8 protein-coding genes are annotated in these 22163 nt (G+C 72.3%); 5 read left to right on the top strand and 3 right to left on the bottom strand.

The window, feature by feature from the left end:
• Window positions 1-2: 2 nt before the first annotated feature.
• From G6O69_RS34050 to G6O69_RS34030, 5 genes are all read left to right on the top strand, one after another.
• Entirely contained in the window at window positions 3-3626 is a 3624-nt protein-coding gene (locus tag G6O69_RS34050; protein WP_172307638.1) for a poly-gamma-glutamate biosynthesis protein PgsC/CapC, read from the top strand.
• Window positions 3623-6616 (top strand): hypothetical protein, encoded by a 2994-nt coding sequence (locus tag G6O69_RS34045; RefSeq protein WP_172307637.1) that lies wholly within the window; start codon window positions 3623-3625, stop codon window positions 6614-6616. Before G6O69_RS34050 ends, G6O69_RS34045 begins: the two co-directional genes overlap by 4 nt.
• Window positions 6613-7692, top strand: a complete 1080-nt coding sequence (locus G6O69_RS34040) for a hypothetical protein (protein WP_172307636.1) — start codon at window positions 6613-6615, stop codon at window positions 7690-7692. The genes G6O69_RS34045 and G6O69_RS34040 overlap by 4 nt, the downstream gene beginning before the upstream one ends.
• Window positions 7679-13708 carry a hypothetical protein gene (locus G6O69_RS34035; protein ID WP_176397255.1) on the top strand — a complete coding sequence of 2010 codons (6030 nt, stop codon included), beginning with the start codon at window positions 7679-7681 and terminating at the stop codon, window positions 13706-13708. The genes G6O69_RS34040 and G6O69_RS34035 overlap by 14 nt, the downstream gene beginning before the upstream one ends.
• A 277-nt stretch (window positions 13709-13985) precedes the next feature.
• A complete protein-coding gene (locus G6O69_RS34030) occupies window positions 13986-19379 on the top strand; it encodes a hypothetical protein (RefSeq protein ID WP_172307634.1) in 5394 nt (1797 codons plus the stop codon).
• 11 nt (window positions 19380-19390) lie between these two features.
• On the opposite strand, the gene G6O69_RS34025 is transcribed toward G6O69_RS34030, so the two are convergent.
• Genes G6O69_RS34025 through G6O69_RS34015 form a run of 3 tightly spaced genes read right to left on the bottom strand, consistent with a single transcriptional unit; the run spans window position 19391 to window position 22155 of the window.
• The gene (locus tag G6O69_RS34025) at window positions 19391-20206 is read right to left on the bottom strand and encodes a hypothetical protein (RefSeq protein ID WP_172307633.1); all 816 of its coding nucleotides are present in this window, start codon (window positions 20204-20206) and stop codon (window positions 19391-19393) included.
• A 48-nt stretch (window positions 20207-20254) separates the two neighbouring features.
• On the bottom strand, window positions 20255-20995 hold the full coding sequence (locus G6O69_RS34020; RefSeq protein WP_172307632.1) for a hypothetical protein: 741 nt from the start codon (window positions 20993-20995) through the stop codon (window positions 20255-20257).
• 2 nt (window positions 20996-20997) lie between these two features.
• Complete coding sequence (locus G6O69_RS34015; RefSeq protein WP_176397254.1) at window positions 20998-22155, bottom strand: ATP-binding protein; 1158 nt, start codon at window positions 22153-22155, stop codon at window positions 20998-21000.
• Window positions 22156-22163: the final 8 nt, after the last annotated feature.

The raw sequence follows: 22163 nt of genomic DNA, 5'->3' as shown, positions 1-22163 counted from the left end.
CGATGATCCAGGCGATCGTCCTCGAGCTCCTCCCAGCTCGCGGCCTCGATCAGTCGATGCTGCTGCCGGTCCTCGTGGGCCTGCTGGTGGTGCTCTTCTTTACCGAGGTGTTCGGCTGGGTGTTCGCCGGGGCCGTGGTCCCGGGCTACCTGGCCTCGGTCCTGGTCATCCAGCCGGTGACCGGGGTGATCGTGATCTTCGAGTCGCTGACGACCCTGGCGATCTCGGCGGGCCTGGCCAAGCTGCTGAGCAAGACGGACGTGTGGACGCGCTTCTTCGGGCGCGAGCGCTTCTTTTTGATCCTCCTGGTCAGCCTGATCGTACGCATCCACGATCACGCGTGGTTCGCCCCGTGGGCGATCAATTGGCTCGACCACCAGCTCGAGCTCCAGCTCGAGATCACCCAGGAGTTCTACAGCGTCGGCCTGGTCCTGGTCCCGCTCACGGCCAACATGCTGTGGAAGCCGGAGCCGCACCGCGGCCTGCTGCAGCTCGGCGTCGAGGTTGGGATCACCTTCCTGGTCGTCGCCTTCGTGCTCCTGCCCTACACCAACTTGTCGCTGAGCAGCGTCGAGCTGACCTACGAGAACACGGCGGTCAACTTCGTCGCGCACGCCAAGGCGCACATCATCTTGATGAGCGCCGCGCTGCTCGCGGCCCAGTTCAACCTGACCTACGGCTGGGACTTCAACGGCATCCTGGTCCCAGCGTTGTTGGCGCTGCTGTGGTTGACGCCGCTGAAGCTGGTCGCGACCTTGGTCGAGGCCATCGTCGTGCTCTACCTGACCCGCGGCTTCCTCAAGCTCCCGGTCATCCAGCACCTCGACTTCGAGGGCCCGCGCAAGATCGTGCTGGTCTTCAGCCTGGCCTTCTTGTGGAAGCTGGCCCTGGGCTTCGCGCTGATCCCGCTGTTCCCGGAGCTCAAGATCAGCGACACCTACGGCTTCGGCTACCTGCTCTCGAGCCTGCTCTCGGTCAAGATGCTGAGCAAGAAGAGCGTGCGCGCGGTGATGCTGCCGAGCCTGGTGGCCTCTGCGGGCGGCTTCGTGATCGGCAGCTCGATCGGCTTCGTGCTCGAGCTGCTCTCGCCCGGGGTGCCCGAGGCGCGCGCGCTGGCGGTCAACGACAGCCTGCGCCTGGGCAAGACGCCCGTCGGGGTCATGGCGCTGGCGCGGATGCAGGCCGGGAGCTACGGCGACGAGCTCGAGCCGCCGCCGCAGTCGGAGCTCGTCAACCTCCAGCGCTTTTGGAAGAAGGCCGCGACCTGGGTCGAGGGCGAGGGCGAGATGCCCGGGGAGGAGGACGCCCACCTCCAGGCCCTCGGCCTGCGGATCTACGAGCTGCCGGACATCCCCGTGGGTCGCATGCCGCAGCCGGGCAGCCTCGACGCCCGGACGCAGCGCGACTGGTACGGCTTCGTCGAGCAGGGCGAGGGACCCTACCGCGGCTGGCCGGTGGCCCTGCTCGCGCCGGGGGCCAAGGGCCCGGTGATCGTCGTGCCGGCGCCCTACAGCGAGGCGCCCGTGGCCGAGGCCGCGGCGGTGGTCTGCCGCGAGCTCGACTGCCGGGCGGTGCTGGTCGCCGGGCGCGAGCAGGCGGCCGAGGGCACCTCGATCAACCCGCGCCCGCTCGAGAAGGCGATGGAGGCCTTCGCCGAGGTGCCGATGGTCGTGCTCCGCGGCGAGCCCTCGCTGCTCCCGGAGAGCGTCGAGGCGCTGATCCCCTTCGTCGACGGGGTCACCGATGACGAGGACCAGGCCATCCCCGAGGCCGCCTACGCCCGCGTCCACCCGCTGCGCGGGAGCTTCGATCTCCACGCCCCCTGGTCGCACTACAGCCTCGAGTGGGAGCCCCTCGACACGGGCGTCCGGCCGCCGGGGGGCGACGCGCTCTTCGTGCTGATGCGCGTCGAGATCCCGGCGCTCGAGGCCCGGGTGATCTCGGGGCTCGACGAGTTCGTATACGGCGGGACGGCGCCGCGGGGGCCCGAGCCGGTCGCGCCGACGATCCGCGGGGTCGGGCTGCTCGCCGAGCTCTCGCGCATGCACGACCAGCGCGAGCCGCCGGGGCTGGCCGGAGCCAAATACCGCGAGCCCTCGCCGGCCGAGCTGCGCGTGCTCGAGGAGCTGGTCGTCGAGCCGCTGGTCCGCTGGTCCAAGGATGTCGAGGCCGACGACGTCAGGACATCACGCTCGCCGCCGCCGGGGGTCGCCGCCTGGGCCTCGCTGCTCGAGTACGAGCTCGCCGACTTCGGGGCTTGTGACGAGGACGCGGCAGGGGAGGCCGAGCCCGGGGCCGAGCCCGAGGCCGAGCCCGGGGCCGAGACCTCTGCGGAGCTGCCCGAGCCCTGCATGCTCATCTTGCGCGAGCAGGACCGGGAGGACACGGCGGGCTGGGGGACCTTGCTCGTGCGCCGAGGCGAGCACGCGCCGACGATCATCGAGGTCCCGCGGCCGCACCGCGAGTTCAACACCTGGCGCGTGGGCGCCGAGCTGTGGCAGCTCAGCGACTCCCAGGCCCTGCTGATCGCGGGCGCGGACGGCCTCCCCGACGGTCTCGGGTCGGGCCGCGAGCGGGGGATGTCCTCCTCCGACGCCGAGGAAGGCGACGACGCCGAGGCGCCCACGGACGATGGCGAGTCGACCGAAGACGAGCCGGCGCGCCTCGATCGTCGCCTGGATCTCGGGCCCAGCCCGGTCCGCCCCGGCAACCTCGAGACCCCCTTTCAGGCCATGCACCAGGGCATCGAGCGCGCGCTCGCGGCCCGGCCGGGCGCGCCGCTGATCCAGGTCCGCGGGGTCGCCTCGTACCGCGCCCTTCGCCGCGAGGTGATCATCGGCATGGGCCAGCCCTCGCTCGAGGAGCTCGAGGGTGATGCCTGCCTCGGGCTCCTCGTCCCGCCGCTGCGCGCGTTGGTCGAGAGCTGGGGCGGCTGTCAGGTCGCCGACGGATCGCAGGAGCTCTACCTGCTGTCCGGCGCCGGCGTGCCCCAGCTCGAGTACAGCCGCGAGCTCGGCGACGAGCGTGAGCTGCGGGTGCTGTGGCTCAGCGCGAACATCCGCTCGCGCTTCGCCACGGACAGCGGGCGCGGGGAGCTGCGCGGGCTCTTGCAGGCGGGGATCCCGGTGTCCGCCGGCGGCGAGATCGCGCGCTTGCTCGCGCCGCTTTGGTCTCCGACGCCGCAGGGCGAGGTCCAGGCGGACGAGCGCGCCAGCGAGGGCGCCGACGCCGAGGCGGTCGCGGGCGCGGTCAGGATCGCCGAGCAGGCCGAGTTCCAGCGCGCCGTGGCGCTGGCGATCGGCTACGCGGAGACCACCAACTACCATCAGCTGCGGGCGCTGCGAGAGCTCGACGCGGCCTCGTCGCGGCTGCGCGTCCAAGCTGGCGTCGGCAGCGACTGGGGCCGGCCCTTCTTGGTGATCGAGCTCGTCGGGGATCAGCTCGGGCGCCGGGCCCTGGTCTCGCTCGAGCACCGGCTCTCGGGCAGCGTCGAGTTCAGCTGGGCCGAGCTCGCGTCGGAGGACGACGGCGGGGCGGGCACGCTGCGGGCCGCGGCCATGGGCCGGCCGCAGACGATGATCGTCAAGGACCTCGTGCTCAGCCGGTCGCCGGAGGTGTTCGAGTGAGCGTCCCCGGGCGCAAGCCGACCCCGGATCAGGCCGAGCGGATCGTCGCGCGGCTGCTCGAGCCGGCCAAGCACGGGGCCAGGCCGCGCGACAAGGTCATCGCGATCATCACCTTGATCGTGGTCGCGATCTTCTTGCTGCTGCTGACCTCGCGGCGCTCGACCTGGTCCGAGGACGTCCGCTCGCCCCTGTCCGAGAAGATCGCCGGCGCCGATCGGATCAGCTACTACGTGCTCGGCGAGCACACCGGGCCGAGCTTTCGCCTCGGGCCCAACGAGCGCTCGCTCAAGCTGATCTCCCACCTGATGCTGCCGGTCAACGACCTCGGCGTGGTCGGGGGCAAGAGCCAGCAGGGCTACGCCTACGCCAGGGACGCCGAGTACGCCTACGGCATCGAGCTGAGCCTCGAGACCCTCGACGGCGAGCCCTTCGAGGTCGGCGGGCAGCCCTGGCGGCGGCAGATCAACATTCGCACGCGGCAGAGCAAGGACGGGGGCGACAACTTCGGGTGGCGCTACGAGAACTCCTTCATGCTGACCCCCGCCCGCGAGGTGACCGACGATCGCCTCACGCGGCTGAGCCTGCCCGAGGCCGAGGGCCGCGATCGCATCCTCCGCATGCGGCTGATCCCCGGCAAGCCGGCGGATCGCGTCGGCGGGCTGATCCGGCTCTACGTCCGTGAGGAGCGCCCCGTGGACGACAAGACCCTGCGCCAGCTCGCCCTCGATCCGGGGACCGGCAAGGCGCTGGTCGATCGCGTGACCTACCACGACTGGGAGGAGCTCTCGGCGGCCGAGCGCGCCTACAAGCTGCGCTACATCTGGCGGCGGCTCTCGGCCCAGGGCCTGCCCGGCGTCGACTACGAGCTCCGCAGCGTCTACGAGACCGGCTTTCGCCTGCCGCGGGGGACCGAGGCCGAGGTCGACTACCTGCCGGTCACGCCCACGCGCTGGCTGGCCTTCAACGTCACCGGGCCGGCGGAGCTCGAGCTCGATCTGATGCCCGGGGAGCACGAGCCCAAGCGGCTGGTGATCGAGCGCTACGGGGTCGATGGCGACTTCGAGGAGGTCCACCCCGGGCCCGAGGGCGAGATCGAGGTCCCCGCGGGGATCCACTGCTACGTGCTGCGCAGCGATCGCCCGCGCGACTACAAGGTCAAGCTCAGCGTCAGCAAGGCCGAACTCCCGCGGGTGTGGTTCACCGAGGCCGAGCTCCCGACGCGCATGGCCGAGGACGGCCGCGAGATGCTCGAGCCCGACACGCGGCGGATCCCGGTGGTCCGCATGGGCGCGCGCCAGCAGGTCGAGCCGCGCTGGGAGCTCGCCGGGCCGCCGGATCCCGTGTCTCGCATGCTGCGCTTCGACGTGCGCGTGGAGGCCCGCTTTCGTGACTCGTGGTGGTGGGAGACCCCGCCGCCGACGCCCAGCTTGCGCTACTGCTTCGTCGACAGCGAGGGCGCCGAGCTCGGCTGTGAGCGCTGGGAGGGCGAGCCGATCTGGGAGTCGCACTTCGAGGGCGTCGAGCGCATGCCCAAGCGCGCGGCCGGGGTCGAGCTCGGGGACGTCGACGCGCTCGATCCCGGCGCCGAGCCGGTGAGCGAGGGCTGGTTCGAGGTCTCCGAGCCGCAGACCCTGCGCGTGGTCGCGCCGCTCGAGGCCGCGGGGATCGTCCTCGCGCGCGACGACCTCGCCGTCGAGGCGCCGGACAGCCCGCCAAACTGGGACCTGCTGGTGCGCGGCTACGGCTACTGGCCGGAGGTCGAGACCGAGGTCGCCGAGCCGTGGCGGCTGCACGCCAGCGAGATCTATCGCTGGCGCTATCCGCCCCTGGATCTGCGGACATGGTTCCCGATCCGGCCGGTGAATTTCGACGCCCTCGAGGCCGACGAGGCGATCGCCGACCTCGTCGCGCAGATCCGCTTGATGCCCCGGGGCGAGGACAAGGGCCGCGGGCGCGGCGGCCCGGGCTTCGGCGACGACCCGCCCTGGCGCGGGCGGTGGTTCGAGCTCTACGCGGGCGAGGACGGCTGGGATCCGGGGCCGTGGGTGAGCGTGGATCCCCGCGGTCGCCACCGCCGGCGCTCGATCGTCGAGCAGCTCGACGACGAGGCCGGCCAGCGCCTGCGCGATCGCTGGTCGGGCAGCTTGTTCACCGAGGTCGTGCTCGGCCGGCGCGTGGTCGTGGATCTCGACGCCGCGGGCCCGAGCGCGCCGGAGCTGCACTGGCAGGTCGATCCGGCCCTGCTCGGTCGCAAGTGGATCGTCGAGGTCGGTGAGCGCGAGCTCGAGCAGACGATCACCGCGACCCGCGGGCGCTGGCGCCTGCCGGTCGAGGGCGGGCGCCGCAAGCTGCGCGTCGACCTCGAGGGCGGCAGCCTCGGCCAGTCCGGCGAGGTCCTGGCGTGGATCGACCGCCCGGTGCTCGTCGCCAGCCCGCCGGTCTCGCGCCGGCGCAGCGTCCACGAGCTGACGACCTCCCTGGTGTTCCCGATCCGCAAGCCCAACGAGGACGCGCTGACCTTCAACGTGGTGGTCTACCTGCCGCGCCGCCGCGAGCAGGCCGAGCTCGAGCTCTCCGTCGACGGCGGGACCCCGCGGCGGCGGACCGGCGTGGCCTTCGACAAGCTCAGCGTGGCCGAGCGCCGCTACGAGATCGACGTCGACGCGGCCCGGGACGAGCGCGGGCGGGTCGTCGACGAGCGCGCCCGCGTGCGCTTCGAGGATCTCGAGGGCCAAAAGGGCGTGCCCCTCGAGGCCGTGACCTTGCTGATCACCTTGGGTGAGGACGTGGTCCCCGGGAGGCACGAGGTCCGCGTCAGCCTGCGCGACGGCGGGCGGGTGTGGGTCCGCGGCTTTCACCGCGGGGTCGGGGACGACTCGCTGCCGGCGGCGAGCTGGGGCGAGTCGGCGAGGGCGGCGGATCTGCGCGTGTTCGAAGCCGAGGCCGAGGGCGAGGACGAGGACGACGCGGGCGAGGAGCAGTCGCCTTGAGCCGCGACGAGCGAGCGCTCGAGCCCACGCGCGGCGCGGGCCCTCGCCGGGCTGCGCTGAGCAAGGTGGCGATCGGCGCGGCCCTGGTCGCGACCATGGACGCGACGGGCTGCGCGAGCGCGGGCGAGCTGACCCGGCCCGCGGCGCTCGCCGAGGAGGGGGCCGTGGCGGTCGACGCCCTGTCCAAGCTGCTGTGGCCCGCGGGCGTGAAGCAGCGCTGGGCCGCGAGCAGCGAGGACGAGCTGCGCGAGCTCGAGGCCCTGGTCGACCTGCTGATGCGCCGCGCGGAGCAGGGGGAGCTCAGGCGCGGGGAGGCTCGCCGCGCCCTGGCCATGGCCGCGCGCGTGGGCCTGGAGCTGAGCAGCGTCGAGACCCAGGCTGGGCAGCGGCGCATGCAGCTGTGGATGCTGCGCGAGGCCGGCGAGCGCCGGCGGGGCCTCGGCGCCTACCTGATCCGCCGCGGCCCGCTCGGGGTCCGCGGTGACGAGCTGATCTTGCAGGCGCCGCACCCCTTCTTCGATCGCCACACCGGGGTCATCGCCTTGCACCTCTTCCTCGAGCAGGGCGCGAGCCGGGCGCTCTTCGTGGGCTCGATCCATCGCTACCGCCGGGCAGACGGCAGCAAGCGCAGGGATCCCGCGGGGGACAACCCGGCGGATCCCGCCCACAGCCTCGACCACCCCTTCGCGCGGGTGAGCGCGACCTTGCTGCGCCGGCGCAAGATCCAGCTCATTCAGCTGCACGGCTTCGCGCGCGACGCAGAGGCGGGGGAGCCCGAGATCATCGTGTCGGCCGGGAGCGAGCTGCCCAACCACGCCAGCGCGGCCGTCGAGATCGGCCTGCTCACGGCGCTCGAGAGCGTCGACACCTCGCACTACGGCATCAGCGTCGAGCGCCTCGGCGGGACGACCAACGTCCAGGGCCGGGCGGCGCGGGCGGCCAAGCGCTGCTTCGTGCACATCGAGCTGTCCGAGGGGCTGCGCGAGCGCCTGCTGAGCGAGGCGTGGACGCGCGCGCGCTTCGGTCGGGCGCTCTTCGAGGCGAGCGAGAAAGAGGGCGCGCGTGGGTGTCGGTGAGCTGCGCGCCCGCTGGCCCGGGGGGCTGCTGCTGCTCGCCTTGCTCTGTGCGCTCCTGACCCGCCCGGCGAGCGCCTCGCCACCCTCATCCTCGGCGCCTTCGCCCGTTTCGCCCGTCGCGCCCGCACCCGCCGAGGCGCCGTCGCGCGCCGACGATGATGGCGGCGAGGCGCGAGCGGCCGCGGTGTCCAAGCGCTTCGAGGGTCGCGCCTCGGGCCAGAGCAGCCGCGAGCGCCTGGTCTGGCGCCCGGCGAGCGTGGCCTGGCCGATGTCGCCGCTGACCCTGCTGCGGGCGAGCGACGCGAGCGGGGAGGGCGAGGCCCTCGTCCACGCCGTGGACAACCTGCCGGCGCAGATCGAGCAGCGCGAGGCCATGCTCGACGGCGAGCTGTCGGCGCCCTCTGTCCGTGGCCCCGTGGCGATCGACAGCCAGCGCGCCGTCAACGTGTGGCTCGCCGCGCTCGAGACCGTCCGCGTGCGGCGGATCTCCGGCGAGGGCGAGCTGCGCTTCGTCCGTCTGGTCGAGGGCGCCTCGGTCGCGATCGAGCGCGGCCGCCTGGTCGAGCCGGGCCCCGGCGGCGAGTCGCGCTGGGAGCTGACTCAGCCGCCCTCCGATGGCTCGATCTGGTCGATCGAGTCCGACGCGCCGGTCGAGGTGTTGATCGAGCGCGCGGTCCAACGCAGCCCGCGCTACAGCGCCGTGGAGGTCGAGGACGCGCTGCTGCGGTGGATCGAGAGCGGCGCCGGTGTGGATCACATGCCGCGGGTGCTCGAGCCCGCCGAGGCCCTCGAGGCCGCGCTGCGTCTCGACGCCGAGATCGGCCGCGAGCTGAGCGAGCTGATCGAGGGCGACCGCGACCTGACCCGGGCCGTGGTCGCCTGGCGTCAGCTCGCGGCGTCGCAGGGCCTCGATCGCCTGCGCATCCCGGTCCGGCCCTACTTCGTGCGCAACCGCGACCGCAACCGGCCGCTGCACCTCGACGACACCGAGGGGATGACCCTGGACACCGAGGACACGCGCAGCTATCGGCTCGCGCGCCTCGACGAGGAGGAGCACGGCGAGCGCCGGCGCTGGACCTTTCAGCAGAGCGGGCCGGGGCTGCTGCGCGTCGGCGCCCGGGCGTGGTCGCCGGAGGGCGAGCGCCTGCGCGACGCCGAGCTGCGGGTGATCGCCGGCGAGCGGGTCATCGCTCGGCTCCCGCTCTCGCGCCGCGCGGCTCGCCACAGCGTGGATCCGGGCGCGGCCTTCCCCGTGTTCGAGCCGCTGCTCGCGAGCGACGGCCACACCGTGGGCGAGTTCTCCGAGGCGGTGATCCCCCTCGCGCCGGGGCGCCGCGAGTACACCATCGAGCTCGTCGGCGGCCCGGCGCTGCTCGAGGTCCGCCAGGCCAAGCGGATCGAGTCTTCGCTGGCGAGCCTGCGCGGCTGGACGCCACGCAAGCGCGCCAAGGCTGCCCAGCGGGCGCTGGCGCGCAGCGAGCGAGGCGAGCGCGGGTGGATCGAGGCCCTGCTCGCCGCCGCGCTCTACGAGGTCCCGACCCTCGACCCCAACGACCCGGGGCTCGCGGCCCTCGGCGAGCGCAGCCCGGCCCTCGCGCTGCAGCTGCTCGCGGCCCTGGCCGAGGACACGCGGCGCGGCGACGAGGAGGTCCACGACATGGGCTTGCGGGCGGTCGAGTGGCTGGCTGCGCTGGCCGCCGACCGTGAATTCGATCCCCGCGCCCGCGGGCAGCTGCGCACGCGCTGGTTGGTGGTCGCGGCCACGCGCCGGGATCGCAAGCTCGCCCGGGACCTGGTCGACGCGGGCGCAGACGTCGGGCCGGATCCGATCTACGAGCTTCCCCTGGCGGGGCTCCTGGTCCTCGCCGAGCAGTTCACCGCCAACGTCGACACGGTCCGCAGCGCGGCCCTGGCCCTGATGGAGATCGCCAGGCGGCGCGCCCCGGAGGACGAGCGGATCCGCGGGCAGCTGCTCTACATCTGGAACGAGTTCACCCGCTGGTCGCGGCGGCGGCCGGTGGTCGACAGCGACCGCGCGCTGCGGCCCGCCGGCGAGTGGCTGATGCCGCGGGCGGTGATCCCCAACGACCCCGGCGACCGCGGGGCGACCTGGCTGCGCTTGATCCCCGGCCAGCCCGCGCGCGTGCGGGCCAAGCTCGGCGGCGGGCTGATCGCCCGCGAGCTCGACGGCGATCCAGACGCGGACGCCGGCGCGGGCGAGGACGACCGTCGGCGCATGCGCCTGCTCGACGTCCACGTGTCGACGCCCCTCGACAGCGTCGAGCCGGTGCGCCTGCGCGTGGACGATCGCGCGTGGTGGAGCCCGCAGCTTCAGGGCGTGGTCCGGCATCGCGTCGCCGTGGCTGCCGGCGTCCACGAGGTCGAGCTCCAGGCCCCCGCCGGGACCACGGCCTGGGCGCAGCTGCCTCCGGCCGAGGACCTCGACGAGCTCGACCCCGGGATCCTCGGTCGCAAGGAGCGGATGTGGCCGCTCGACCGCGTGCGCTGGCGCCTGCCGGGGCCGCCGCTGCCCGGCTTCGTGCGCCTCGAGCTGCGCTGGCTCGAGGACGAGGCGCCCCGGCCGATCCGCATCACCATGCGCGAAGACGGGGTGCTCGGCCCGGGCACCACGCTGATCTTCGATCCGCGCGAGATCGTGGCGCGGGAGTCCCAGGCCGAGGGCGAGCAGGCCCGCGAGTCCGCGACCCTCGGCGGGAAGATCGTCGTCGACAGTCTGGCCGTGGACCCCGAGGCGACGCCGCTGGGCGCCTCGCCACGGGCCGGCGTGCGCCACGACGCGGTGTTCGAGATCGACGCGCGCAGCAAGTGGATCTGGTTCGAGGTCGAGGGCGACGCCAAGATCGCCGCGGCGCTCTCGCTGCGCCGGGCCGCGCACCCCGACGAGATCCGCGACCTGGGGATCCAGAGCTGGGGCCCGGACAAGGCCGAGGACGACGACCCGCTGCTCGAGGATGACTTCGAGACGCTCGGGGCGATGAGCTCCGACGAGCTGATCGACGAGCTCGCCCGGCTCAGTCGCGTGCTGCTGCTGATGCCCGACGACCTCGAGCTGCGCGCCCGCCGAGCCGCGCTCTTGCTGATGCTCGGCGAGACCGGCTACGTACGCGCGGACCTGATCTGGCTGTCGACGCGCATCGACGACGAGAGCCTGTCGCTGGACGAGCGCGCCCGCGCGGACCGGCTGCTCGTCGAGCTCGAGGACAATTTCGACGCGCTGATCGAGCCGCGCGAGATCATCGTCTCGGATCCCTCGCACGTGGGCGAGCCCTTCCTGGTCGAGCCGGCGATCGCCGCGTTGGTCGGAGACGACCGCCGCCCGCTCGATCCCTGGCTCGAGCTGTGGGCCAAGGGCAGGGCACGAAACCCACGCGACGCGCTGGGCCTGCTCGACGAGGCGATCGCGGCGGGTGTGGGCCGCGGCCCGGTGACCGCGGCCGAAGTCGAAGCCGAAGCGGAGGGCGAGGCGGAGGACGAGCAACCCGAGGCGAGCGAGCCCCGAGGTGAAGCTGACGAAGCAGAGCTCTCCCCGGAGCGGGTGGCCGCGCTCTTGCCCGTGGCGACCCGCGCGACCTGGATGAGCGTGCACATCCAGCAGGGCGTGAGCACCGAGGCCGGGCAGGCGCGCGAGGCCAGCCGGCTGTGGCTGCGGCTCTACGGCCTGGTCAGCGGGGGCTTGGGCCGGGCGCGGGAGCCCGTGGCCGTCGGCCTGGCGGCGGTCCGTCCCTTGCTCGCGCACCTCGACGGTCCCGACAGCGACGTCCGCGACGCGGGCATGGCCTTCGGCTTGGCGCGGGAGCTCGAGCCGCGCTACAGCCACACCAGCGTGCGCCACCTGGCCTTCGTGGCCGCGCTGCGCAGCGACTGGCAGCGCTTCAGCCACAGCGAAGACAACGCGGGCTTCGAGCGCCTCGAGCTGCCGATCGCCGAGCTCACGCCCAGCCCCTCGGCGAGGATCCGCGAGGCCATGCTGGTCGCGCCGTGGCCGGCCGAGGACGCGAGCGAGCTGCTCTCGCCCGGGCGCAAGGACGTGCTCGCCTGGGACGCCGCGCGCGGCGAGGTCGAGGTCGATCTGTGGTGCCGAGTCGCGCGCCCGGACCTCTCGCCCGATCGCTCGGAGCTGGTCGCCGATCCCCGCGCGCTCGCGCCGGCCAGGGTCCACCTGCGCCTGCGCAGCGGCGACGAGGACGTCGACGTGCGCGAGACCGTGGAGGTGGTCGACGCGGAGCTTCGCCAGGTTCGCCTGCCGATCGCCGAGAGCGAGCGCCACCGCCTGGAGTTGGTGCTCAGCGACGATCCGATCTGGCTGTGTGGCTGGCGGGCGCGGACGATCCCGAGCGCGGCCAAGCAGGCCAAGCAGGGCGAGAAGGCCAAGCAGGGCGAGAAAGCCGAGCAGGCCGCGGCGGGCGAGGCGATCGAGCCGCGCCGCCGCGCGCAGTGGTGGACGGCGGCGCCCGGGAAGCCCGTGGAGCTCGTGGTCCTCGGCCCCGTCAACGTCGACGTCGAGGCCCGGGCGATCGCCTCGGGGGAGGGGACGGCGACCAGTCTCGAGGTCGAGGCGGTGCCCCTGCGCGAGGGCGAGCCGCTCGGCCCGGGCCTCGAGCCGGTCGCGGCCACGGGCTCGCTGGCGCTGTCGTCGACCGTGGAGGAGCCGGTGATCACCGAGGAGAGGCGGCGCTTCGCGGTCACCGAGGCCGTCGGCCACACCTTGCTGCTGACCGAGCCCGTGCCCTATCGCGTGCGTCTGCGCGGCGACCAGGGCCGGGTGCTGGTCCGTGCGCGTCTACGCCGTGACCGCGAGGACCTCCCGCCCCCGGCGCGGGTGTCGATGCGAGAGCTCCGCCTCGACTTCAAAGAGCCCGAGTCGGTGCTCGACTGGCGGGGCATCGGCGTGGCCGTGGGCATCGACGCCGCCGAGGCGCCGCAGGCGATCCGCAACCGGATCGGATCCCTCGACGCCCGGGTCCGCGTGGGCCTCGACGACATCGGCGAGTTCGATGATCTGCGCCCGCGCCTGGGCATGGAGGCCAGCGCGGCCTGGCACCGCGCGGTGATCGAGAACCGCCTGTGGGTCACGGTCGCCGGCGAGCTGCTCGTGCGCGACCAGACCCCGGTGGCCGGCGGCGGCGCGCTCGGTGTGTCGGGGCGCGTGCCCTATCTGTGGCTGCGCGCCGGCGTGGATCTCGAGGCTCTGGGCTCGCGCTACGGCGAGCGCGGGGCGAGCAGCGTGCGCGTCAGCGCCTTCGTCGATCGCCCGACCTGGCTGGGCTCCTACCTGCAGCTGCGCCCTGGGATCAACGTCGGCTACCGCTGGCAGTCCCTCGATCCGGGCGACCTCGACGCGGCGCTCGAGGTCCACCCGCAGATCTATCAGGACTACATCGAGGACCACCCCTTCGTGCTCGAGCCCGAGCTCGAGCTGCGCGTCTATCCTTTCCAGGACATGGCGGTGTCCGCCGAGGCCTCGCTGATCCCCAACAGCGACCTGGCGAGCGTCGACCGCGTCGACCTCGAGCTCGGCCTCGACGGCATCGGTCGCCTGCCTCAGCCCTGGGTGCCGATCTGGTCCGCGGGCTACCAGGCCTCGACGCGCTTCGCCGACGCCGATCGCTCGACCACCTTCGTGCGCCACTCCGTCGATCTCAGCCTCGGCGTCGCGGTGTGGCTGCGCGACGCCATGCGCCTGAGCTTCGGCGCCGCCGATCGCCTGTTCTTCACCCCCGGCCTCGAGGACACGCCGCCGCGCAACGTGTTCGAGCTGTGGCTGCGCCTCGACGCGACCTTTGGCCGGCGGATGCGTGACTACGGGCCGCGGGAGCTGTGGTTCAAGGAGCCGTGGGCGCCGCGGGCCTGGGCGGATGACGAGCACCAGGCAGGCTCGACGACAGCGCCGCTGCCGGGGCTTCGGCGTGGCCGAACGCACACGCGTGATAGCGTGAATGACGCGGAGCGCGGGGATGCGCAGGGCTGGGAGGCCGAAGAGGTGCCCGCCGACTGAGCTTCAGGTCGCGCCCAAACGGCCCAAAAAGCGCGCATTTTCATGGTCGTGGGCCGACTCGCGGCTCGCTCCTCTCGCGGCGATGAAGCATGAGTCACTCTGTGACCAATTGTCGCTGGCGCCCAGGCCGATGGGCGGGGAACACACACCAGGGTGGTCAAGGCCGAGGATATTCGGCAAATTGCTACGCCCAGGCGGTCCACGGGTGACGATCTGGAGCGAGACTCTCGCTCCAACGCCAAGGGCGACACCCTGTGCCCTCGCGCCTTCGCGCCCAATGTTCTCTCGCCGCCAAGACGACGAGTCGGCCACTCCCGATCCCCGCGCACTCGCGGGGACCCAGGCGTTGCTCGATCAGGTCTTGCCGGCGCTGCAGCTGAGGGTGCGTCGGCGACATGTCGCCGTGCTCGCGGAGGAGGTCGTGAGCATGGCCGATCCCGCGGAGGGCTGGGGCCTCGACGCCCTCGGCGCGCAGAGCTGGGCCGACGGCCTCGTCGACCCCGAGAAGCCGCTCGCCCTGGCCAGCCTCGGGGTGCTGCTGATCCGCCTGTGCGATCGCCTGCACCTCGAGCTCGCCCAGCTCGACCGGCGCGTGGCCGAGCACGTCGAGGGCTACTCGCGGGCCGAGGACGAGCTCGGCCGCAAGCGTCGGCTCGAGCAGATGATCGCCGAGACGGCGCGGGATCGAAAGAGCGCGCGCAAGGACCAGCGCGCGCTCAAGCGCTACCTCGACTTCGACGCGCTGCGCGAGCGCTTCGACAACCAGCGCGACCTGATCTTGGTCCGCCTCGAGCTGGCGATCATGGCGATCGGCCCGGCGGTCGAGCAGGCGCTGGCGGCCGCGGGTGGATCGCATACGGCCCGGACCAACGTCAGCGAGCTGCTGCGCCAGGCCGAGCCGCTGCGCTTCTTGGTCGACCAGCTGAGCTCGCTGCGGCGCTGGCCCACGCGCCTGGCCTGCCTCGAGTCGCTCGAGCGCGTGCTCGATCACCTGGGCCTGCCCACGCCGATCCTCAGCGCCGCCGGTGGCCACCGCCGCGAGGTCATGCCCATGGTCGAGGAGCTGCGCCAGGCCCTCGAGGGCGTGGCCATGGACCGCGACGAGCACGAGTGGGTCCAGGCCAAGGCGATCACCTGCATGCGCCGCGTGGACGTGGGCGCGGCCCGCAAGCTGATGGCCGCGCGCCTCGGGCACGAGGGCGAGGTCCCCGACCCCTGGCCGCAGCGCGACTTCCTGGTCCGCCGGCTGATCATCGCCGAGCTGTGCGTGCGGGCGCGGCCCCAGGCGCGGCCGTCGAAGCCCGGCTCCTCGCGCAAGCGTGCCCCGCTGCCCGGCGACCCCGCCGATCTCGAGATGCTCCTGCGCGCCCTCGAGCTCAGCGACCCCAGCGAGCACGTGCGCATGGCTCACTGCGAGGCGCTGATGACCCTGGCGGCGGCGCAGCCCGACGCCGTCGCTACGTGGGCGCGCTACCTGACGCGGACCGAGGGCGCCGACGGCTCGGCGGACGACGTCGAGCTCCCGCGGGTGCGCGCGCGGGCCTGCCTGGCGCTGAGCGAGGCCCTGGCCGAGACCTTCGAGCACGCCGCCGACGAGACCCTCGAGGAGGTCGGCGAGGCGGCCGTCGACAGCCTCGCGACGAGCATCGCCAACGACGGCAACGCCCTGGTCGCGCGCGTCGCCTGCGAGCAGGCCGTCAGCTTGATCGAGGTGTTCACCGAGCACCCGCGGACGCGCGAGCAAAGCGATCGCATCGCGGCCCACGCCGGGCGCTTCGAGGAGGCGCTGCACGCCTGCCTGCGCGACGAGGGTCGCAGCGCGGTGATCCACGAGGCCGCGTCGGCGGCCCTCGAGGGCATCGACGCCGCCTTGCGCCCCGAGCGAAAGGCGTGGACCGAGGCCCTGGCCGCCGCGATCGACAACGTCCACTCGGGGACCCGCGCGCGGATCGAGCTGCCCAAGGTCGGCGGCCGGGCCCCGGACGAGCAGGACCTCGCGCGGATCTTGGCGATGCTGACCCGCAACGACTGGGGCGTGGACGTCGAGCCCCAGGGCCCCAACGCGCCGATGACCCTGCGGCGCGGGGATCATCGGGTCAAGCGGCTGTGGCGGATCATCCACGAGCTGCGCCACCCGGCCAACAACAAGCGCCAGGCCTTTCGCCACACAACCGGACGCAGCTACCGCGGCCGCCTGCGCGCGCACCCGGGGCGCCTCGACGAGGTCACGGCCACGGTCGTCCCCGGTGAGCGCCTGCACCTCGACGCCGAGGGCGGCTGGGCGCGGCACCTGCCGCTGGTCGACGACATCTTCGGCTTGCCCTGGCTGCGCGGCGGCGACCGGCGGGTGGCGCTGAGCTCGAGCCACGGGCGGACCACGCTGCACCTGGGCGGGAGCTTCTTTCAGCGCCTCAAGCGACGCCTGCGCCTGAACATCAAGTACGCGGAGCTGGCCGAGCTGCGCCGCCGGGCGCTGATCGCCGAGGAGCCGATCGAGCGCCGGCGCTTCCTGGAGATCCTGCGCAACGACTACGGCGTCGAGGCGGCGTTCGAGGCCCACCCCAGCCTCGCCCTCGGCGGCGAGCCTGCCCACGCGCGCCCCGTGCCCAAGCGCCTGGCCGCGCTCTTTCCCCCGTCGCGGGCCGACAAGGCGGGCGCGAGCAAGCAAGATGGCGCGCAGATCGTCGTCAGCGGGGCGCAGGTGGAGGCCAGCCAGCCCACGGCGAGCGCGTCGCTGCTGCCCGCGCCGATCTTGCTCGTCGCGGCCGCCCCCGACTTCGGCGAGTGGATGCGCGACAACGTGCACTACTTCTTGACCCTCGAGGGCAACAGCCAGGAGGCCCTGGGCCTCTACGCCCTCGGCCTGGCGATGCTCTTCCTGGGCTCGGGCTACGCTCGCCGCCGCGTCATCGCCGAGGCCCGGGCGGCGATCCCCCTGTCCGTGGGCGGCTGGGGCACGCGCGGGAAGTCGGGGACCGAGCGGCTCAAGGCCGGTCTGTTCCACGGCCTGGGCTTTCGGACCTTCTCGAAGACCACGGGCTGCGAGGCGATGTTCATCCACGCCTCGCCCGGCGGCCCGCAGGTCGAGATCTTCACCTTTCGGCCCTACGGCAAGGCGACGATCTGGGAGCAGCGCGACCTGCTGACCCTGGCCGCGGGCCTCGAGTCCGAGGTGTTCTTGTGGGAGTGCATGGCGCTCAACCCCGAGTACGTCGACATCCTCCAGCGCGGGTGGATGCGTGACGACTACGCGACGATCACCAACACCTACCCCGACCACGAGGACATCCAGGGCCCCGCGGGCATCGACGTCGCCGGGGTGATCGGCCGCTTCGTGCCCGAGGGCCAGCTGGTGATCAGCTCGGAGCTCGGCTTCAACCCGGTGCTGCGCGACTCGGCGCGCGAGCGCGGCTCGGAGTTCATCGAGCTCGGCGACTACGAGGGCGACCTGCTCCCCGACGACCTGCTCGGTCTCTTCCCCTACTCGGAGCACCCGCGCAACATCGCGCTGGTCACGGAGCTGGCCCGTCAGCTCGGCATCGACCCGGAGCTGGCGATCGTCAACATGGCGGACTACGTGTACCCCGACCTCGGGGTGCTCAAGCGCTACCCGGAGGTCGTGGTCCGCAGTCGGCGGATCGAATTCGTCAACGGCTGCTCGGCCAACGAGCGCGCCGGCTTCCTCAACAACTGGCGGCGCACGGGCTGCGACGCCATCGCCACGGCCGCCGATCCGGCCAAGATGGTGGTCACCGTCGTCAACAACCGCGACGACCGGGTCAGCCGCTCCGAGGTGTTCTCGCGCCTGCTGGTCAACGACGTCGAGGTCGATGCCCACGTGCTGATCGGCACCAACTTGTCGGGCCTGCTGATCTTCTTGGATCGCGCGCTCGAGAATTTCGTGGCCGAGCAGGAGCTCGTCGACGACGAGGGTCTGCAGGCCGGCGGCGCCGGACATACGCGCGCGCGGACCCGCCTGCGCAACCTGCTGCGTCGCGTCCGCGCGCCCGTCGACGACTGGTGGGCGGGGCAGCTCGGCAAGCTGCTCGAGCTCGGCTTCGCGGCCATGGGGCGGCGCTTCGACATCGCCAGCGCCGAGGCCGAGGCCTTCCGCGCGCGCGTCGAGGCTCTGCGCGCCGAGCAGGGCGCGCTCGAGTTCGAGGCGGTCAAGGGTCGGGTCAGCAAGGACGGGGACTACGTTGGCGCCCTCGACCGCCTGTGGCAGGCTAGCGCGGCGGCGCCAGAGCTCGCCGCCAAGTACGAGGTCTCGAGCGCCCCGAACTTCGAGGAGTTCCGCGCCCACTTCGACGATCGCGTGGCCCGGGCGGTGATCGCCGGGCGCTTCGACCTGCGCCTCGAGAAGGTGCTCGATACCCGCGACAGCGCCGGCCTGACCAGCATCAGCAACGATCTGCGCAAGTCGTGGATCGGCCTGTTCAAGGGCCAGCTGCACATCGTCTGGGACGCCGGCTCGACCGGTGACCAGGTCATCGATCGCGCGTCCAAGGCCGTCCCCGTCGGCGTCCACGCCACGGTCCTCGGCACCCAGAACATCAAGGGCACCGGCCTCGACTTCATCTACCGCTGGCTGGCCCTCGACGCCGTGGTCATCGGCCTGAGCAAGCTCGAGTCGGACAACGAGCAGATCCGCCTCGACGCCCTGCGGGCCCTCGACTCGCACAGCGACTTCGGGTTCACGGACACGGGCACCCTGGTCACGCGCCTGCCCGACTTCAAGGGCGGCACGCCGCAGGAGGTCACTCAGCGCAAGGCCCTGCTCGAGAAGGCCAAGATCATCCACCAGCAAAAGCTGTCCAAGCTGTCGAGCTCCGCGAGCGGGGCCGCGGCCAAGGGCGGCAAGTTCTGGACGTGGATCGAGGGCTGGATCGACTTCATCGACGGGGCGGTGCGCTACCGTCAGTCGCGGGCGCTGGTCGACGATCTGATCAACTACCGCGTCAGCCACAACCGCATGGCCGTGGAGATGCGGGAGATCTACGCCCGGGCCAAGGGCGGGTGGCTGGGCAAGTACCTGGCGGCCAAGGTCGGCCTCGAGAAGAAGGGCGAGGACGAGGAGGAAGAGGAGGGCGAGGCGCCCGCGCTGGCCGAGGGCGCGCCGGCATCGGCCGAGCCAGCGCCAGTATCCGCCGAGTCAGCGCCGGCATCGGCCGAGCCAGCGCCAGTATCCGCCGAGTCAGCGCCTGCATCGGTCGAGCCAGCGCCGAGCTCCGCCGAGCCAGCGCCAGCCTCCGCCGAGCCAGCGCCGGGCTCCGTCGAGCCAGCGCCAGCGTCCGCCGAGTCTACCGAGCGGGGCCCTGTCGACTTGGTGGTCGTGCCATCCGAGCCCTCGGAGGCAGCGGTCGCCGAGGCGCCGAAAGACGCGAGCGCGCCGGTGGAGGCTCCCGCGTTGGTCGAGGTCGAGACCGCTTCGAGCCTGCCCTCCGAGGCCGCGGAGTCGGCTGAAGTGAGCGCGGGGACGGCCAAGCGAGCGCGCGGGAGCTCGCCCGACGCAGCCGACGACGGCGCGGCTGATGTGATTGATGTGGCCGAGACGAGCGCGCGCCGACCCAGGCCGGCGCGTCGACGCCAGCGTCAGCGGATCATGCAGGCGCGCAAGCGAGCGGCCGCGGGCGGACGTCGACGTCGCGGCAAGGGCGAGCGCCGGCGCTGAGCCCAGCGTCCTCAGTCACACAGCCCCGACTCGTTGCTGCTCTCGATCTTGGCCCCGCCGACCTCGAGCATAGCGATGAAGGCCTGCGCCAGGCACTCGGACAGCTTGGGGTTGCTGGACACGCGCACGTCCCCGCCGACGGAGACCAGGCCCCAGCCCTCGAGGGTGTCGAGCTCGGCGTTGTCGATGATCTCGAGGTCCCCGCCGATGGCGGTGAAGGCCTCGAAGCCGGTGAAGTCGACGATCATCGCGTTATTGGTGATCGCCACGTTGCCGCTGACCCCGGTCAGGGACTCGAGGCCCGAGAGATCCGTGAGCGCGGGGTTGCTATCGATCTCGAGCCGCGACATCGAGGTGGTCGCCGGGAAGGAGCCGAGATCCGTGAGCCCGTCGTTGGCGTTGATCGTCGCTCGGCCGAGGGCGAGGTCGGGGAACTCGGGCAGCTCGATCAGCAGGTTGTTGCCGGTCAGGATCAGCTGGTCGACGCGCTCGAGCTGCTCGAGGCCGGCGAGGCTGTCGAGGAAGGGGTTGTAGCGGATGTCGAGGATGCCGACCTGGCGCAGCTCGGACAGGCCGGCCAAGCTGGTGATCCCGCCGCCAGAGACGATCACGTGCTCGGCCACGCAGCCGCTGAGCGCGGCCTCCTCGATGTCGGCGTCCGAGGCCAGGATGATGTCCTCGCCGGGGGTGTCGGTGTCGAGGCAGGTCTGCGCCGCGCCGGTGTCGGTGTCGGTCTCGGCCTCCTCGTCGCCGGGGGTGTCCTCGGGGGAGCAGGCGAGCAGGGCGAGGCCGAGGGCGAGCGGGGAGGCGAAGCGAAGGGCGCGCATCGCTGGAGTATGCCCCAAAGCGCGAGGCGGGAGACGCGATGTGGCGGCTCAGCGAGCGCGCGCGCCAGGATCGAGGAGGGGCAGCAAGTGCTCGCGTAGATCCGCCAATAGCTGTCCGAGGCCAGCGCGCTCGCCTCGGCGCCCGAGCTCGTCGAGGGGGTGATCGAGGCAGGCTTCGATGCGCGCCTTGTCGCCGTCCGTGAGCGCCTGGAGCACGCGCTTCGCGTCGGTCGGCGCGTGATTGGGGCGCGAGGTCAGGCGCTCGGGTTGCGCGCGTGGGTTGAAGTTCAAGCCGAGGTCTTCGAGGCGGCGAGCCTCCGTGTCATTGCGAGGATCGAAGCCGCAGACCAGCCACGCCTCGGCCTCCGGCTCCGGCATGGCCAAGATGATGGGAAAGTCCCACTCGAGGCCCGTGACGACCTGATCGAAGCCTGCGCGGCGCTCCTCGACTCGGCCGTCTCCGTCGCGGGCGAGGATGACCAGCTCGGGGCGAGGCCGCGCCATATCGAAGGCAGTGAGCAGTCTACGGACCATGCTCGCTTCGGGTTTGAGGGGCTGGCCAGCGATCTTTCCGTGTAGTTTCAGGGGGCGTCCGCCGGGGCCGATGAGCTCGGGCTTCGTGCCGATCTTGAACGCCTCTTCGCCCATGGGACCAACCCAGCGCCACATGTCGTCGAGGACGTCGCCAAGGTCCCAGCTCGCGCCCTCGACGACGACGCGGCGCGCGAGCTGCTTGACCAGCAGGTCGTGGTTGCTGTCTTCACGGGCCCAGCCGATGTGAATGGTCAAGCTTAGGCCTCGCCCTCGGCTTTGGGTCCTGTGGCCGAGCGGACCCAGGACTCGCCGACGGACTGCCAAAATTCACCGGTCTGGAGCTTACCCTGCCACTCGGGCCACTCGGGGTGATGGTCGAGGCGCGCCGCGGCGACCTCGCTGCCCTCGAGCGAGAGCACCTGGACCTCCTGCGGCCGAAAGTTGTCGAGGAGGTAGGGCGAGTGCGATGTGCACAGCAGCTGGCACTCGGGGCGCGCGTCGAGTAGGGCGCGCAGGCTCGTGATCAGCTTGGCCTGGGCGTCGGGGTGCAGCCCGCGATCGATGTCGTCGAAGAGCACCAGGGAGGGGCCCCTGGTGTGATGGATGACGGCGAGCAGGCCCAAGGTGATGAGCGTGCCCTCGCTGAGCAGGTCGCCGGGGATCGGGCCGACGCCGTCGATCTCGATCTCGAAGCGGTGCGCGGCGGTCTTGCGCCGGGTGATCCGGGGGACGAGCTGCTCGTCGATTCGAATGTTCTCGCGCTCCTCGACTTCGAGCTCGTCGGGGAAGGTGCGGATGCGACCGGTGATGCCGATGATCTCGCGGAGGTTGGCCTCGATGGACTCGAGGGCGTCACGATCCGCGCCGGCGAAGTAGGCGAGCAGGGAGGCCAGGCCGGCGCCGCTGGGGGCGATTGTCGGGGTGGCGGTCGCGGGGGAGGGGGCGCCGAGCTGCTTTGCGTTGAATTCGATCAGGCTCGGGTGCCAGGGGAGGTTGTTTTGCGGGAGCTCGCGGCGGTCGTTGGCGATGATGAAGGCGCTGGCGATACCATGGGAGAATGGGTGCTTCGCCTTCGGCCCCAGGGAGCGAGCCAGCGCTTCGGGGGGCATGGTTGAAGATGTCACGTGAAGGCGCCCAAGTTCGTTGGTGAAGACGACGACTGCTCGAGGGTTTTCTTGGCAGACTCCCAGGCCAAAGTACCGCGTCTTTGGGCTGGCGTTCATGAGCCTGGAGAGACTCTCGATGCGTGTAGGTGGCGACTTCTCGTGAACCAGACTGTGGAGCAGCCTCAACCCTTCGAGGACGGAGGTCTTGCCCGCGCCGCTCGGACCCACGAGCACCGTCAGCTGCTGCAGGCCCAAGAGATCGATCTGGCGCAGGGACTTGAAGTTCTCGAAGTGAGCGGAGGTGATCACCGGCGTCG

Source organism: Pseudenhygromyxa sp. WMMC2535, assembly GCF_011083025.2.
The sequence above is the reverse complement of the archived record's forward strand: the minus strand, read 5'-3'. Positions and strand labels throughout refer to the sequence as shown.